A 17,002-nucleotide genomic window follows, 5' to 3' on the forward strand; every position below is an offset into this window, starting at 1 on the left:
ATCAACACTAACAGCATCATCACTAGGCAAGCATAATAATGCACCATAATATTACGCCGAAACGGGACCCAAAAACTCTAGCATTTGCCGATGCAGTGTTAATCCTCGCACCTCTTTTTATATTTCTCTTTATTCTTGCCCTAAATGGCAATCGCGAATCCATCTTTCAAAAGGCAGAGTGGAGCTTTATCACAATATTCTTCCTTATTGAGATTCTTCGCGACCGAATCAAAAGGCAGCACCTAGAGAATTATCATGCAGACCAAACGGAATCAGGAGTAATTATTTACTCGCTTGTCTTGGCTGTTGGGGTGCTATTCCTATATGCTGATTTTGAAAACTCCATGGGACTTGGATCTATTAGCATCCAAGCATTCTACACAGTTAAATTTTCTCTATTCTCATTTTCATTTATATTCTTTCTAGCTCACCGTTACAGAAAATATAAATATCAATTCTCAAGTGAAGCGTCTTGTTTCGGCGAGGAACTTTCACCCAAACAAGACAGCAGCAGATAGTTAAAAGGAAATATCATGACCACGCTTGTAAAGGTAAAAGTTGGCGGCCGGGAGATATCTCCTCACAAATGCGTGCAATCGCCGAACTTTGACTCGCGCACGGTGCTAACTAGAAGCCCCTGGCAGTTCGTGGAATTATGGTTAAGACGAGAAAACAAGAAAGAAGCTCTTTTTTACTGGAGGCAAGCAAGCGAATTCGGGAGAGCCGCAGTTGGCCTGCCGACTCAGTCAGCGCCATTACTTCATTACTACTCCTTTATGAATGCAACCAAAGCCTTGCTTTCCGCCAAAGGCATCGCGTTCGACCCGCATCACGGAGTCAGAGCGCATAATATGCGAGGCGCCAGCTCAAAGATAAGTATCGCAAACGAAGGCATTCGAATACTGAGCAAAGGAATTGTTCCTGCACTATCTAGCTACTATGGCGAACTGGAGACATCAAATACTCATAGCCTTCAAGATCTACTCTTCAACTTACCACACATCCATCGAACCTATTGCCTAACCTACCCCAACCAAACTGAGATGTTCGTTCCGATAACTACTCCCCGTTTCGTTTACGACCCTGTTTCCAGGGAAGTAAAGGTGCACGCGCAGATCTCAAAGAACTTCCAGACAACACAAGTAGTAAAACGAATAGCAACAGTTTTCACTCTCGACCCATCTGCACCTCGAGGTTCCTATGAAATAACCTCTGTCGCAAATCGGCCTTTTTTGCGCCCCCAGAAACCAACCGCAGCAGATATATTAAACCTGCAATCATTACAAGAAGAGATCAGAAAGAGTGTCTTATATATAAATGGCAGCGAAGCCTTATGGTACATCAAGTCAACTGTGGCTGGCGCAAATATCTTGAGAAGAATGCCCACAACTATAACCTTAGCAGCAATGCACCGACTAAGTGAGCTTTGTCGATACAAGCCAGTTGAGTTTAACTCTTTTTTGGGCGGGCAAAAAAACTGGCTGATCTCTGAGTTCATTCAGCAGTCTCCTGAGCAGTTCATTGATGAGATCGCCTCGGAAATGACTGGCCACCAGATATTGGCACCAAATATCCGAGCAGCAAACTAAATGAACATTTACCTTGCAAGCGCGCTTACACACGTCCCGGAGAAAGAGTTCCCTAGTTATACATCGAGACTACACAGATTAGCCGCAGCTTTAGAATGTGACGGGAGTAATAATATAAAGTACGCATTAATGAACAGCGACCCTCAGCTTTCTGAGAAGCCTCACCGCGAGCAGCCAATTCTCTGTTACTTATGGGACAGAGCGATGGTTGAGGCGGCTGACTTGATAGTTGCGGAGGCTTCATATCCTTCAACAGGCCTGGGGATTGAGCTTCAAATTGCAGAAGCTAAAGGTATACCACTGATTTTATGCTTCGAAAGCTCTGAATCAAAAAGGAGCCAGGCAAAATTCTACGAGAACCCAGGCAATAGTCGCCATGAATTACAAGTTGGCGACGGCTTCATTTCTTTGATGGCGCTTGGCCTTCCAAACACCCTCGCAGTTATTCCATATATGGATGAATTAGAGTGCATCGAGGAGCTTCAAAGAAAAATAAGCCTTATTGACCGAAAGTTTTAACATCGCTAGTTTTTATGCTTTATTCTTCAGTTGGCTATCCAAAATTATTAGGTCAGCGCTGAGAATGCAGGCTGCTAGTCTCGATACACCCTACAGTTTTGTTCTAACCGCTATGACTCCGGCGGTGCCGCATGAAGCAATAGCGATACCTAGAGGGGCATCGAGAAGTCTGAACGCTCTGGGGGTAATTCGAGCCCCACTAGCCGATCACAGGGCCGAGTTTGGATTTAGGAAGCTAGGCTTAGATGACGCAGATCTGCGTCATGTCGAGCCACACCGTTGCAATCGCCGCAGAGCGCTGCGCAGATGTGAGCAGATTTGCTCGCATCTCTATCAACGTCGCTTCAGTCACGCTCCTACCGTGACGCGGATGGAGTAGGCGCAGCATGCCAAGCCCCTGGACGTCAGACACTCCAGCCAGCGTCTGTAGAACGTCAGATATATGCGAGACAGACGATTATCTAGATTCGGCCAAAGCCCTTGCCGGCTGAGCCGTCCAGGATGGCGCCGGAATTTCTCATGTAAAGGCTGAATAGGCGGTGCTCGCCCGCAGACAGGTAGCAGATCGCCTGCCTACCCCGGTGCCGCCACGGCCTGTACGGGCACGGCCTTCAGCGATTCTTCGCGTCCAACAGAGTGGAGGACGCAAGGACGGGATAATAAGATGCCCCTGCCGTCATCGGTTGCGCGCTCCAAGCAAATCAAAGCCGCACGCCTCACCACCACCGCCGGCGCCTGGCCGGCAGGTACGAATCGCGCTGGCCGCGCCTGGTGAGTGGCAGGGCAGCACGCCAGGCGCAACGTGATGCAACGCTCTGCCGGCTCCGGGCACTGGGCCGTGACCGGCGGCGTGCCATACCTGGCCGGCCGGAATACCGCCCGAGGGGCGCCGGCGAGCTACGCCGCAACACCCGGGGGCCCCTATGACAAATGGTGGCCTGAGGGTAATTCGAACCCCGGTTTCCCACTATGTATGAGGGTTTTCCTAGGTTGGTTGTTGTTTTGTCGTTCGGCTGAAACTCCGTAACGACGAGGCCTTCAGCCAATCGATGCGCCAACCTAGACCTTGATTCCCACAACCAAGCCCTAATCTACTGCCTAGCCGCTGCTAGCAGCGAGAAGCAGAAGTCGAGCAGCCTTCCCCTAATCATCGCAACACCTAAAGATTGGAGTTCCAACTCTGCCAAGCATGCCTTCACTGCAACAAAGTCCTTTGGGAGAGAATGTGATTGGTTGCTGCCCGCGCCGATCTACGTGATTGCGTATCGATAACTGCCGCTCACTAGCGACAGCCATCAGCCAACTACAGTGATTGGCCGATAAACATGAAGCGGCGAAGCTCGCATTAAACTCTCCGGGAACGCCTGCGAGCTTTCCGGGGTGGACGACGACGCAATGGCCTTGCTCCGGGCCTGATACGGTGGTCAAGCTCATCCAAGACCGCACGAGTTTGATAGGCGTCGATCTCGATTAGCTGCTCGAACATCTGGAGGCCTTCAAGCCTCGTACCCTCGGTTCGGTGGAGCGTTATCGCAAGATCCATAATTTCTTGAGCAGCAAGGGTAATTGCCGAGCCCACATTCGAGAGTTGGTCCCGCCACAACTGGATCAGTTGAGACGCAATTCGCGCCACGACAGAGGCGTGGCGAGGGAGCAGGGCTCCAAGGCGCTCAACAACGAAAGAGTCCTTGGGAGGCGGGGCATGGGCGATGTTTTCCGCGATGTGACTTAGAAGTCGGATCGTATGGGACTCAGACTCCAGTTTGTCGACAAGACCAAAAAGCTTAAATACCTCCTGCCAGATAGCTTGCTCGTTCCTTACCAATAGGCGCAAAAGCAAATCCGTGGCATCAGCGCGGAACCTTGGCTCTGGCCAAAAGAGCTGTACGGCCGTAGCGGCAGCTCCAACCCGCGCCTCAGCGAGGGCAGCATCTTCGACCAACTCATTCAGCCACTCCATGGCCAAGCGCCCACCCTTATTGCTTAGGGCGATGAGTGTAACTAGCTCGCCATACCCTATTCGGGCAGCAAGATGGTTCGAATTGCGCCAGCGTCCCAAGTTGGACATCACTTCATTGAGCGCATCTCGATGCGTACTCGCCATCAAAAAGGCAGCTCCATAGCTTCCATCGAGTTGAGAGAGCGAAAGGACGTCGCCGATTAGAGCGGAGCCCCCATGGGAATCCATTGATGGAATGGAGCTCATTGAGGTCATAAGCATCCCCCAAACGCGCTTGTCCTGAGAAAGGCTGAGGTATCGACGCAACAGCTGGATGACAAGAGAAACTTCGTTCCGAGCAAGTCGCGCATTAATGATGGCGGTGATAATTGGGTAGTCGCCGCTTAGCACAGGCTCAATACGTGGTTGCCCCGACAGCAGAAAATCGAACCCCTTTGCCTCGACTTCAGAGTCCTCCTTACTCTGTTCGCTTACTGCATCCTCTTGAGTCGAAACCGTCTCATGGACTGGGACCCAACCTTCGAGCATCACAAGCACGGGCTCACTTATAATTACCTTACGCCTGAATAGACAATCCACCGCTCGCGCTACAGAAGCCTTGAACTGGTCATCACCGAACCCACGGTCTTGGAGTTGGACTATGAGCTCCATTATGTCGACTGCAGAATAGCTCTCTGCCAAGGCCTCCAAAGCATAACCGGCAGCACGTTGGCCGAAGTGGGGCTCTAAATGCCGTATGACTTCCAACGATCGTTCCGGATGCTCCTTGGAAAACTCGGCAAAGGCTCGCGCTAACTGGATGTTTCCTCCGCGACGAAAGTCCTTCGGGTGGTCCCAGTCCGACTCGTCTGGAATTTCCCTGAATGCATTCACGATGTCGTCGTTCGAAGCACGGGACATTTGCTGCTCTGCCATAGGTGACCCTATGAACCCACCCTCGAAACTCTCGAACTCACGATGATGCGGATAGCGCCGGTCTTCCTCCTCGATCTCCCGTTGGATGGCAGATGGGCGCACCGGCATGGGCAATGCTCGTAGTAGATTGATGCGCGTTGCTCGAATATAGAGGTACCACTGACGGCTGTCCGCCGGGTCAGTCTTGTTCCCTTGAGGCCTTTGAGGCGAGAACGCTTTTACTTGAGTTGCGAATCTTTCGACTTCCTGACTACTCCAATGTGGGGCACACGCAGTAATTAGTGCCAACGACGTGCTGTAGAGGTGAGACGCATTGCCGAGGAAGTAGCGGCGCTCATCCTCCAGCAAGAAGTTCAGAGCTATCGAAGCCGTTTGTGATGGGTTACGCGCAAGTCCATGAGCAATCAGCCGTTGTACTGGAGCGAGAGCCACTGCAGCCTGCTCAGCGCCCCATTTCTGCAGCTCCTGCGTTGAAGTGTCAGCAAGCCGCTCAATTGCTACCGTAATTGCTTCAAGAATCGCAGATGGTTCTAGGCTGCTAGTGTTCTCACCAGCGAAACGAAAGTCGGCGCTATATGGCAGGAGATACGTCAAAAAAGGGGCGTCAGCGCGTGATAATTCTAAGAGAGCGCGCAAGCTCTCGAGATACCAAGGCCAAAGTACAGACACAAAATGCGAAGGCGCAGCTGCCGCAAGCTCCGGTAAAAAGCTCCAGAGTTGGCTTTCGCTCAGAAAGTTATCCACTGGACGCGTCGGGTTATGCTCCATTTCCCACAGAATTCCGGCCTCAGCTTCATCAGGCCCCTCCTTCCCGGAAATAGCCTTAAGCTTCAATCCTTGTGCCTTTCGCCTCGCCAACTCACCGTCAAAAATTAGCCGAGTCAGTTCAATCGCAACTTTGGGGGCTGCGCTGCCGATTACAGAAATAAAATGGTCAAAATAGAGATCGGAGCACTGCGCACGCCGCGCAACTGTCTTTGCAGTCTCGATCAACTCAAAGCTCCAGACCGGAGCCTCCTGTAGAACGAACAATAAGCGACGATCATTATCGAGGTTTGGAAGCCAAACATTGCGCAGAAGGTTTGTGACCTCTTTCGGGCTGTGTGGCCAAGCTGCGACCAGCAACTGAATGCATAGGTCGGCGGTGATAGCGTTTTCCATGGCCTGCGCGATGACGTTGTCGCCGAATCGCTCAAACCAGCCTTGGCTGCCAGTGATCGCATTTAGAACAAGTGCGTGGAGCTCCGAATTTTCGCTCGCCGCAGCCAGCAATAGCTCCTCCTTATCAGAAGGAGAAGGCTGGCTCCCCATAAACTCAATGAGCAAAAAACGCAGGTGCTTGCGCAGATCCTGTGCGCTCCAAATGGTTGACAACTCTGCCTCGTAAGTCGCGGGTTCCACATTCCGAAGATATGCGAGAGCAGCCCACAGCTTAGGGCGCACGAACAGCGAGTCGTTGCGAGCAAGCACATAGGCAGAGAGCTGGCCATAGCTCTTTGCAAAGCTGCGAGCGAGCACGTGTTCGAAGATTGTCTGGTGAGAAAATCCGATAGCACCTTGCTCGCTCTCGGTCAAAATACCTGATGACATGAGAAGCTTGATGTCTTCAGCCCTATCGTCGAAGCGAGCCTTAGCAAGCCAGAGCGTCTCCATGTTCGCCATCGCATCTGCGATTTCGAACGCCAGATGCGCAGCTTTTCCGCCGCCCGACACCTCCAGCACCCGGCTGCTCCACAGGCAGTCCAGCATGGCTGTGTAGTTAGAGAAGGGTTCGTCAACCCCAGATGCCTTCAATTGAAGGTACGTATTAAGCTGTTGAGGCACCCGCACGACCTCTCGCGAGTCAGAGTTCCATCCTCCAGCTTGTACGCCATGCGCCTCCAGGATTGGTAGCACCGTCTCCCAGGACGGAAGCTCCAGCGAGACACTCTCAGCGTCGATACGTGAGATGCGGATGTCATGTGTAAACTCAAAGGTCCGACAAGAAACGAAGACGTGCATACCTTCGGTATCGCAGACGGCCTTGATCAGATTAAGCAGCACGCTGAGTCGGCCCGTATTTGTGTCCAGGTGCCCGGCTAGCGCGTCGAGTTGATCGATAAGGAGTACGGTTGGCCCTGCTAATGCGAGGCGACGGAGCATGATGCTAGGGAGTTCAGGAAGCTGCAGCTCTCGCTGAAGATCCTCTTCAGTGACTATTGATGCATCAAGGAGATCCCCCTTGATGGCAAGCACGGTTGCGTTTTGCTCATCGGCAAGCTCCAGGCCGAGACGAGCTAGGAGAGCAGACTTTCCTGAGCCTGGCAGACCAAGCAAAGCAACTGTTCCGCTCTTATCGGAGTTGACCGCTGAAAGCAGTTGTTCAAGCTCCGGTCGTGCGATGTGATTTCCATCATCCAAGGTGCTTGGCCAACGGAGCAGACCACGCGACGCGGCGCGGAATGCGTCACGCCAGATGTTTTTAGTTTCGTCATCCAGCTCTGTCAGCACAACGTTAGTTGACGGTTCACCCACACCACTATGAGTGAGGGCGCTGAGTTGTGCTTGTATCAGTTCGAGGCTGCGAGCGCTCTCTTTATGGCTGGCGGTCACCAGCGCTGCAGTGCCCTGATCCATAACACGCGCGTTTATAGCAGCGGCAAGCATGGCACTAATCGATGCAACGACAGGGGCCGACTCCTGCAAGCTTGCAAGAGCGATTTCGCCGTATTTTGTTTCCAATCTCTCTTCTGCATCACGCGGAGCAGCGTTGCCTAAGGCAATGGCCGACGCTATAAGCCGCAGATCACTTCTGACACTTGGCTTTCTAAGCCAATCTTGTACGTTCCTGCTCCTCAAAAACTCCGGCGTACAGAATCTGCTGATCACAGCATCGTAAGTGTGCGTGAAGATGGAGTCTGCTGGATCAGCGGCAGAAAGGCGCCGAAGCACATCATCGAAAATTACCTGGTCCTGGGCTTTGAGCTTTCCCGGAGCTTCTGCCGCGGACTTTTCTGCCTGCCGAGACTTTAGCCATCTATATAGCGGCCCTACGGCAGACCTAATCACGGCAAGTGCTTTCACAGCGAATAGTCCCATTCGGCATTCCCGGCCTTAACAAGAAACGCCCCCGAAGATAATGGGTAACACAGATTGGCGGAATAGGTTCCTCTCAACCATTTGCTCAGCGTGGGCCGATCTTCGATGCCTTCCTTCAGTAACTGCATAACCGTTAGCAAACTGCTGGTGGCTATGGGTGACGACGTGATCTCCTCAGGTGCCCATATAGGCCAGCCCTTACTTCTATGCTCTCGTTGCTTAGGAGGCTGTCACCGAAAGCAGTCTGAGCCCCTGGGGGGAGGGGCCGTAAGCGGAGAGCAGACGAAGGAACTCACGCCAAACGGACCGCCTATTGAACACGTCACGGCGGCAGTCTGGCAAAACGGAAACACCAACCAACAGCGCGCCCTGGCCCAGGACGCCGAGAATTCCTCAAAGTGAGGAGATCCCACACCGATCAGCTTTCCTCCGACGGAGGAAACCCAGGCCCATCCTCAAACGGAGGCCGAAACCTTGCTCAGCAATGGCAGACTGGATCAGCCATCGACAAGTGCGCCCGCAGGGGCCTCCACAGTTTGCGGAGACCCTTGGCCAACCTGGCCCTCACCCCCTAGTGGGTCCTTCCCAGGGGTGGGCCCATCGAGGGTGATTCGAGCCCCGATTTCGGACTACATACCAGCTTTTCCTGGGCAAGCCGTTTCCGGTTCCGGTTTGAAGCGAAACCCACGCCATGACTGGGTACGCGGCACTAAACCAACCGGAAACGGCCGTCCTAACAGGCCGTGTTCGTCCGGAGTTTATGAGCTCTGATGCGGTACGATGCGGCCCAAGAGAAGCAGCACCCCTCAGGGAAGAAAAGGGAGTCCGTGTATGGAAGCGTTACTTCAGCAGGCGCAGAGTGTTTTAGGCAGTGGCTACAGCGTGCTGGTAATAGCCGCGCTGGTATTCGCCAAAACCATCTCGACGCTTGGCTCTGCCTTCGACTTTCACGACAAGAACTTCGTACAGAAGCGCTTCAAGCGGCTCAATGAGTTGCGTGCCGGTGTTAAGAAGGATGATCGCCCACTCGCCCAGTACCTAGATGACGCCATCGAGCTTGAGGCTTTCCGTGTCGCCTCAGGTGTAACAGCAAGCAAGCAGAAGATGGATTTCCTAGTAGAGGTTGCCTCACTAGGACTGTGGAACCGCACGCAGCTACGCTGGGTGGCAAAGCACCTTGAACAAGGGCCACAAGATGACACCCCCGTCATCCGGATCACTCGACTCGATTGGGTTGGCGCCGTGATCGGCCTCGTATCGCTCTTCTACTGCATCACCGCCGGCATCTTCTTTTTCGCGTACCTCGCCCTGTCTATGACAATGCCATACGGCCTGGCGCTTGGGCTGCTTGCATTCGGCGGTCTAGTTATTCTCGCGCGCCTACTCGGTGAGGACTTCTTCAGCGCCAAGTGCGCGAATAATGTTCGCAAGTATCTGGAACGCAAAGAAGCACCCACGGACAAAGGACCGAGCGCCCCAGAACATCTTCCCAGCGGCATCCGAGAGGACAGCAACTCGACGCTGGCCACCGCTCCCGAACCTCAGTAGCCAGGGCACAATTCTCTTTGGGGGCACAATTGGGGGCACCGAACTGGCTCACTCTCAACACGAGCTAGACACCACGAGCCTTTCAGCGATAAGTTCGAGTCCCTCCCGGGCACCATCCAGATTCCCAGCGAATCTCGGAACACCAGAAGAACCGGCCATCGAGCCGGTTTTTTGTTGCCTGCCCTTCCCCGCCCTTCCCTCTGCAAGCCCCTTCGGGCTCCGCCATGCCGCGTCGCGCCCCGCGAACGGGGCGGCGGCTCCAGCCCATGCCCCGCCTTTTCGCCAATCGCCGGTTTTTTTACTACTCTGCTCGGCAACCCGAGGTGTCCGCATGGCGAACATACTGCTTGCATGCATTGAACCCCTGTTCAGCGCCGGTGCCAGCTCCGCCCTGAAAGACCAGGCGCATGAGGTTCCCACCCGTGTGTTCAACGGGGCCGCCGCGATAGCCGCGCTGCGGAGCACTGCGCCGGACCTGCTGGTGCTCGACTTCATGCTTCCGGATACCAACGGCACCGAAGTCCTGCAGTGGCTACGGCAAAGCGGACGCAACCTCCCCGTGCTGGTCCTGGGAAACGACTACCAGCCCCATTTCATCGATCTCGCCCGCCAATACGGGGCAGCCGGGTACCTGTCCAGGTCCGAGCCGCCCGAGCAGTTGCTTCTCGCGGTTCGGACGCTGCTCAGTGGCCGGACCTTCTTTCCGCGCCATGCCTTCGAGGATGTGTCGCGGCGCCCGGGCGACCGCCAGGAGAGCCGGCTGCTGGCCACCCTGTCACCCCGCGAGCTGACCGTGATGAAGCAACTGGCGCAGGGCAACCCGATCAAGTCCATCGCCGCCACGATGAAGCTGAGCCCCAGCGCCGTCAGCACCTACAAGACGCGCCTGTTCCAGAAGCTGGACCTGCACTCGAACGCGGACCTGCTGGCGTTCGCCTGGCGGCATGGCGTCGCCCCCGCCGCGGGCCTGGGGAAAATGCATTTCGCCAGCGGGCAAGGCCCGCGCCTGCAGGAATTCATCGAAATGCTGCCTTTCCCGACGGCACTGCGCGCGCGGGACGGGGCCCTGCTGCTGTGCAACCAGAGCTTCGCCGACCTGCATGGTCTTTCCCGGCAGGCGTGCCTGGGCATGGAGATCGCCCCCAACGGCATCGCAGGGGAACAACTCACCGAGCAGGTGCGTCGTGGCTATCTCAAGGCCGTGGCCGACGCCAGGTCCTTCGTGTCGGATTTCGTGGCCCACTTCCCCCAGGGCCCCCGCACCGTCCGGGTCTGGGGCGTGCCCCACCGGGACGAAAGCGGCCAGGTGCTCGGCATGCTGTGCGCGATCGTGGATGTCAGCGACTTCGACAGCGAAGTGGCACAACTGACGCAAGCGCAGCAGCGAATGCTCTCCCTGCGGCAGCTGCGCACCCATTTTTTCATCGCCGAATGCAAGCGCTTCGAAGAGCAGCTATCGATCCTGGAAGAGCAACTGGCCGACCTGGCGAAAAGCACCCCGGAGGCGGCTTCGCTGCGAAACCCCGTCGGCATGCTCAAGCGACATACCGAGCTGCTGCTGGAACTGGCCGAACTGGACCAGGGCAACAGGGTTCCGCTACCGGAGACCTGCGACCTGAACGCGCTCACCAACCAGGCGGTCGAGACCTTCGCCAGGCGCTACGCCGCCAGCGTGACGCTCTCGCTGCCGCAAACGGCGACATGCGCCTGGATGGACGCCGGACTGTACGGCGAACTGTTGGCGACGGCCCTGGCCTTCGTCAGCGCGGAGTCCTCGGCGAACCTGCATGTGGAAGCACGGCAGGAATACCGCGGCCACGGCGAGTCCGTCTGGCGGATCGACGTGAACACCCCGGATGCCGGCCTCCCCTTCGACAGGTTCGACGCCCATCTCGGCCTGGCCAGGCGCCTGGCCCCCCTGATACGGGCGTCGCTGACGTTTTCCGGCTTGCCCTTGCGGCTGCCCTGCGTCATCGAACTGCAGTTGCTCTCCGGCCCTGAACCGCCGCCCTCTCCCCCCGCGTAGCGCAATCGCTACAACGATCCCGGCGCATCACGACAGCCACACGAAGCCTTCGGCCATAGCCTGCCCCCATCGTTTTCTTGGGAGCAGACATCATGTTCGGATTCAGCGCTCATAGCCTTCGAACGAACGCCAGAGGCCGCGGCCGGCGTGGCCGCCCCTCGCAAGCCACCTGGCTGCTCATCGCCCTGGCCTGCTGGCTGTTTGCCGCAATGGTCAACGCCAGCGAAAGCCAGCAGCTTCTGGGCACCGCCCATGCGGCCTATCTCGCCGGCGATTTCCAGGGCGCCGACCGCCTCCTCGACAAACTCCTGGCCAAGGGCACCAGCAGCGGACGGCTCGAAATGGAACTGGCCCTGGTCGACGACGCCCTGGGCAGGCCGCAGCAGGCACGGCGCCACTACGACCGGCTGGGCCGCTCCGTCTGGAGCGACCTGGTCGCCCTGCCTTCCGCCGCCAACCTGGCCGCCCTGGGGCGCTACCGCGACGCCGACCGTGCCTTCGCGCAAATCGCCTCGAAGGGCGCGAACGCCGATGAGAAGGCCTATGCGCAGCTCTGGCGGCTATGGCTGGTCACGCGCGACAACGCCTCCTCCAGGCGCGCCCGCGACACGGCGTTCAAGCGCCTGCTCGCCGCAGTGCGGCCCGACGACGCGGCGCAGCACGCGCTGGTCGAGCTGTATCGCGGCAAGGCCGACTCCGCCAGTGTTTTCGCGGCGATCGACCGGATGCCGCTGACGCTGCCGCAACGCCGGGCCCTGATCGCCGAAGCCACCCTCTTCGCCGGCGGCTACCTGCAAGGCATGCGTAACGACGCTGCCGCTGCCCGATGGCTCTACCAGGTGGAGCTGGGGCTACCGCCGGTGGCCTGTCCGGAGCGCCCGCTGATTGCCCAGGCGGCACGCGCCCTTCCCCCTCTCCCCACCTCGAACGCCCGCTGATCCCGGATCAGGGGCCTCTCACCATTTGCGGGGAGCTCCCCGCAAGGAGTTTCTCATGAACAAGTCATTCCGACTGGTCTGGAGTGCGGCGCGCCGCGCCTGGGTAGTCGCCAGCGAATTCGCCAGAAGCCACGGCAAGCACCGCAACCGCGGCCTGGCCGGCGCAGTGGGCCTGCTTTCCTCCGCCTGCCTGGCGCTGTTCGGCATTCCTGCCGGGGCGGTCACCGAAGCCGAGATCGAGGGCGACGACAAGGCCAGCGCCAGCCAGGTGGTCCAGCCGCGCGCCGAGGTGCGCCTGGGCGCCATGCTCACCAGCGTGCAGGAAGGCACCGGCGCCAATGCGTCAGGTGTAAACAGCACGGCCCTGGGCGACTACGCCACGGCATCGGCAAGCCACGCCACCGCCGTCGGCCCGTGGGCGGCCGCCTATGGCGACAACAGCGTGGCGCTTGGACGAAATACCGAGGCCAAGGGCGACAGCAGCCTGGCCATCGGCCGCAACGCCGCCACCAGCCAGGCCAGCAGCACCGCCCTGGGCGCGTACTCCTCGGCATCGGGCCTGGCCAGCACGGCGATCGGCAAGGGAGCCACCGCCCAGGGCCAGCACAGCACCGCGCTGGGCCTGGATTCGCAGGCGGCCGGCGCCAATGGCCTGGCCCTGGGGGCCTGGGCTGGCGCCAACCATGCCAACTCGGTAGCCCTGGGTGCCGGCTCGGCGACCGACAGGAACGATAGCGTCTCCATCGGCAACGCCAACCTCGATCGCCAGTTGACCCATGTAGCCGACGGCACCCAGGCCAACGACGCCATCAACCTTTCCCAGCTGGAGACGCTGCGCCAGCAAGGCGAAGCAGCGCTGCAGTCGGTTTCCGACTGGCTCAGCGATGTCTATGAAAGCGGGACGAAGTATTTCCAGGCGAACTCCGACAAGGCGATGGCCCAAGCCAACGGCCAGGACAGCGTAGCCATCGGCCCCGAGGCTGTGGCTTCGGGCAGCGACAGCATCGCCATGGGCAGCGCCGCCCAAGCCAGCGGCGCGAACGCCACTGCGGTGGGCGTCTCCGCCGACGCGGCGGGCGAACGCGCCCTTGCCCTCGGGGCCTGGAGCCAGGCCACGCAACTGCGCAGCACCGCCGTGGGCGGTAGCGCCGAAGCCACCGCACAGGACAGCACCGCGCTCGGCGCCGAAGCCGAAGCCGCCGCCTTGGCCAGCACTGCCGTGGGCACCTGGTCCAAGGCCAGCGGCGTCGGCAGCGTGGCCATCGGCAAGGAAGCCCTGGCCTCCCAGGGCGATGCCAGCGCCCTGGGCATCGCGGCCCAGGCCAACGGCGACGGGGCGACCGCAGTTGGCGCGAGAGCCGCAGCCAGCGGCGAAAACGCCACTGCGCTGGGCAAGCTGGCCAGCGCCACCGCCAGCGGCTCGACCGCGCTCGGCACGCAAAGCTCCGCCAGCGGCGCGAACGCCACTGCGGTGGGTGTCTCCGCCGACGCGGCGGGCGAACGCGCCCTCGCCCTCGGGGCCTGGAGCCAGGCCACGCAACTGCGCAGCACCGCCGTGGGCGGTAGCGCCGAAGCCACCGCACAGGACAGCACCGCGCTCGGCGCCGAAGCCGAAGCCGCCGCCTTGGCCAGCACTGCCGTGGGCACCTGGTCCAAGGCCAGCGGTATCGGCAGCGTGGCTCTCGGCAAGGAAGCCCTGGCGTCGCATCAGGGCAGCGTCGCACTGGGCCTGAACTCCGCCACAGGAGCGGACAACGAGGTCTCGGTCGGCAACGCCGACCTGCAGCGCCGCATCGCCAACGTGGCCGAGGGCACCCAGGCCACCGACGCGGTCAACCTCTCGCAACTCCAGCGCCTGGGCGAAGAAGCGGCCGACGCCATTGGCGACGTAGCGGACTGGCTGGGCGACGTTTACCAGCGCGGCACACGCTACTTCCGCGCCAACTCCGAACTCCCGGACGCCAACGCCAGCGGCGAGAACGCCATTGCCATAGGCCCGCAGTCCGAATCCAGCGGCAGCAACGCCATCGCCATGGGCACGGCGGCGCTGGCCAGCGGCGAGAACGCGCTGGCAGCCGGCAACCAGGCCCACGCATCCGGCCAGCACGCGACGGCCGTTGGCGTCAGGGCGGATGCCCTCGACGATCGCGCCACCGCGCTGGGCGGCTGGAGCCAGGCCACCGGTGAGCGCAGCACCGCGCTGGGCAGCAGTGCCGAAGCCACCGCCAGCGACGCGCTGGCAGTGGGTGTCGATGCCGAAGCGAGCGCGAACTCCGCCACCGCCGTCGGCAACTGGGCGATGGCCCATGGCATTGGCGCCACCGCGGTCGGCAAGGAGGCCCGGGCCAGCACCCATGGCAGCACGGCGATAGGCCTGCAGGCCCAGGCGACGGGCAGCAGCGCCACCTCCGTCGGCGGCTGGTCCAGCGCCAGCGGCGCCGGCGCCAGCGCCCTGGGTGTGCAGGCGCAGGCCAGCGGTGAAAAGAGCTCCGCACTGGGTACCAGCGCGCAGGCCAGCGGTCAGCAAAGCACTGCCGTCGGCGCCTGGAGCCAGGCCACCGGCGGGCACAGCGTGGCCTTGGGCAACAGCGCCGAAGCCACGGCGCAAAGCGCCACCGCCCTGGGCGCCGAAGCCGAGGCGGCGGCCCTCGCCAGCACGGCGGCCGGCGCCTGGTCCCGCGCTCTGGGCGTAGGCAGCACGGCGCTCGGCAAGGAAGCCCTGGCCTCCACCGACGGCAGCACCGCCCTGGGCATCGCCTCGGCGGCGACAGGCCAGGCCGCCAACGCCATCGGCGGCTGGTCCGTGGCCAGCGGCGAGCACTCCATGGCGCTGGGCACCGCCAGCCGCGCCGAACACGCCCGCAGCGTGGCCCTGGGCCATGGTTCGGTAACCGATGCCGACGACAGCGTTTCGGTGGGCAACCAGGATCTCAAGCGGCGGATCACCAACGTCGCCGCGGGTAGCGACGACACCGACGCCGTGAACGTCTCCCAACTCAACGCCACCCGCGACGAAGTGAGCGAACTGCGCGGTGACGCCCTGCTCTGGGACGACTCCCTGGGCGCCTTCAGCGCCATGCATGGCAGCGCCGGCGCAACCAGCCGCTCGCGCATCACCAATGTCGAGGAAGGCCGGATCGCCGCGGACTCCAGCGACGTGGTGGTCGGCTCGCAGCTGTACCGCACCGACACCCGCGTCAGCGCCCTGGAGGACGGGATCAACCAGACCGGCGTGTCACGCTACTTCCGCGCCAATTCGGAAAAGGCCGATGCCTCTGCGGCCGGCGCGGACTCCATCGCAGTCGGACCGGCCGCCTCGGCCACCGGCACCTCGTCCATGGCCCTGGGCGACGCCGCCCAGGCGAGCGGCGAGCGCAGCATGGCCGCCGGCGCCGGCGCCTCCGCCAGCGCGGCGGACGCCACGGCAGTGGGCAGCGCCGCACAAGCCAGCGGCGAACGCAGTACCGCCATCGGCAGCGGCGCCAATGCCACCGCCAGCAACGCCGTGGCCCTGGGCGCGGACTCCCTGGCCGATCGCGACAACAGCGTTTCCGTGGGCAGCCAGGGCAACGAGCGGCAGATCACCAATGTCGCCCGCGGCACCGCCGGCACCGACGCGGTCAACGTCGACCAGCTCACGGACGCCGTCAACACCTCGGCCGGCGCCCTGAACGACAGCGTGGCGCAGGTGGACCAGCGGGTCAGCGATGTCCATAACCATGTGACCAACCTGCAGAACGGCACCGACGGCATGTTCCAGAGCAACAACAGCTCTGCGCTGAGCAAGCCGCAGGCTGTCGGCCAGGATGCGATCGCCGGCGGCGCCGGCGCCCAGGCCAGCGGCAGGAACAGCGCGGCGATCGGCACCAGGGCCCAGGCAAGCGCCGAGCACAGCACCGCGCTGGGCGAAAGCGCCCACGCCAAGGCCTCCAACTCGGTGGCCCTGGGCGCCAACTCGGTGGCCGACAGGGCGAACACGGTATCCGTCGGCAGCGCGACCAACGCCCGGCAGATCACCAATGTGGCCGCCGGCACCCAGGCCACCGACGCCGTCAACCTCGGTCAGTTGAACAGCGGCATCAGCGGCGCCAAGGCCTACACCGACGCCAGCTACCACGCCCTGCGCAAGGACATGAACGAACTGGACGACGAACTCAGTGCCGGCATCGCCGGGGCCATGGCCATGGCCAGCCTGCCCCAGCCCCATGCGCCGGGGGCGAGCATGACCTCCGCCGGCCTGGGCAACTTCCGTGGCGAGCAGGCGCTGGCGGTCGGCGTGTCGCACATCACCAAGGACGGCAAGTGGGTCACCAAGCTCCAGGGAAGCGCGGACAGCGATGGCGACGTCGGCGTCTCGGTAGGCGTTGGCTACCAGTGGGATTGACTCAGTGTGACGGGGGCGCGTCCGCGCGCCCCCGCAGGTGGAAGC

Annotated in this window: 8 protein-coding genes; 7 read left to right on the top strand and 1 reads right to left on the bottom strand. The window is 60.4% G+C overall.

What is annotated here, in order from left to right; translation table 11 throughout:
* The first annotated feature begins 38 nt into the window (after window positions 1–38).
* The 3 genes from FG99_RS32260 to FG99_RS32265 are packed head-to-tail and all read left to right on the top strand — an operon-like array spanning window position 39 to window position 2,108.
* On the top strand, window positions 39–518 hold the full coding sequence (locus tag FG99_RS32260) for a hypothetical protein (RefSeq protein ID WP_141766254.1): 480 nt from the start codon (window positions 39–41) through the stop codon (window positions 516–518).
* Window positions 519–533: 15 nt separating this feature from the next.
* The gene (locus tag FG99_RS31590) at window positions 534–1,589 is read left to right on the top strand and encodes a YaaC family protein (protein WP_081884734.1); all 1,056 of its coding nucleotides are present in this window, start codon (window positions 534–536) and stop codon (window positions 1,587–1,589) included.
* Entirely contained in the window at window positions 1,590–2,108 is a 519-nt protein-coding gene (locus FG99_RS32265; protein WP_141766253.1) for a TIR domain-containing protein, read from the top strand.
* A 1,345-nt stretch (window positions 2,109–3,453) separates the two neighbouring features.
* Here the strand turns inward: FG99_RS32265 and FG99_RS25685 are convergent.
* Window positions 3,454–8,061, bottom strand: coding sequence for an NACHT domain-containing protein (locus tag FG99_RS25685; RefSeq protein WP_156060101.1), 4,608 nt, complete (start codon window positions 8,059–8,061; stop codon window positions 3,454–3,456).
* Between the two features lie 831 nt (window positions 8,062–8,892).
* Here FG99_RS25685 and FG99_RS32550 point away from each other — a divergent pair.
* The 4 genes from FG99_RS32550 to FG99_RS32270 all read left to right on the top strand — a co-directional run bounded on the left by FG99_RS32550 (window position 8,893) and on the right by FG99_RS32270 (window position 16,957).
* A complete protein-coding gene (locus FG99_RS32550; protein WP_051879265.1) occupies window positions 8,893–9,609 on the top strand; it encodes a hypothetical protein in 717 nt (238 codons plus the stop codon).
* 331 nt (window positions 9,610–9,940) lie between these two features.
* On the top strand, window positions 9,941–11,635 hold the full coding sequence (locus FG99_RS30895; protein WP_051879267.1) for a LuxR C-terminal-related transcriptional regulator: 1,695 nt from the start codon (window positions 9,941–9,943) through the stop codon (window positions 11,633–11,635).
* 92 nt (window positions 11,636–11,727) lie between these two features.
* The gene (locus FG99_RS25700) at window positions 11,728–12,573 is read left to right on the top strand and encodes a hypothetical protein (RefSeq protein WP_009616151.1); all 846 of its coding nucleotides are present in this window, start codon (window positions 11,728–11,730) and stop codon (window positions 12,571–12,573) included.
* 55 nt (window positions 12,574–12,628) lie between these two features.
* Window positions 12,629–16,957 carry a YadA-like family protein gene (locus FG99_RS32270; protein ID WP_043273042.1) on the top strand — a complete coding sequence of 1,443 codons (4,329 nt, stop codon included), beginning with the start codon at window positions 12,629–12,631 and terminating at the stop codon, window positions 16,955–16,957.
* Window positions 16,958–17,002 lie beyond the last annotated feature (45 nt).

It is taken from the genome of Pseudomonas sp. AAC, from assembly GCF_000725445.1.
Classification (GTDB): Bacteria; Pseudomonadota; Gammaproteobacteria; order Pseudomonadales; family Pseudomonadaceae; genus Pseudomonas; species Pseudomonas citronellolis.

What these genes read in the sequence shown, in the direction of transcription:
- FG99_RS32260 (WP_141766254.1), top strand. Translation starts at nt 39, where the DNA reads ATGCACCATAATATTACGCCGAAACGGGACCCAAAAACTCTAGCATTT.
- FG99_RS31590 (WP_081884734.1), top strand. Translation starts at nt 534, where the DNA reads ATGACCACGCTTGTAAAGGTAAAAGTTGGCGGCCGGGAGATATCTCCT.
- FG99_RS32265 (WP_141766253.1), top strand. Translation starts at nt 1,590, where the DNA reads ATGAACATTTACCTTGCAAGCGCGCTTACACACGTCCCGGAGAAAGAG.
- FG99_RS25685 (WP_156060101.1), bottom strand. Translation starts at nt 8,061, where the DNA reads ATGGGACTATTCGCTGTGAAAGCACTTGCCGTGATTAGGTCTGCCGTA.
- FG99_RS32550 (WP_051879265.1), top strand. Translation starts at nt 8,893, where the DNA reads ATGGAAGCGTTACTTCAGCAGGCGCAGAGTGTTTTAGGCAGTGGCTAC.
- FG99_RS30895 (WP_051879267.1), top strand. Translation starts at nt 9,941, where the DNA reads ATGGCGAACATACTGCTTGCATGCATTGAACCCCTGTTCAGCGCCGGT.
- FG99_RS25700 (WP_009616151.1), top strand. Translation starts at nt 11,728, where the DNA reads ATGTTCGGATTCAGCGCTCATAGCCTTCGAACGAACGCCAGAGGCCGC.
- FG99_RS32270 (WP_043273042.1), top strand. Translation starts at nt 12,629, where the DNA reads ATGAACAAGTCATTCCGACTGGTCTGGAGTGCGGCGCGCCGCGCCTGG.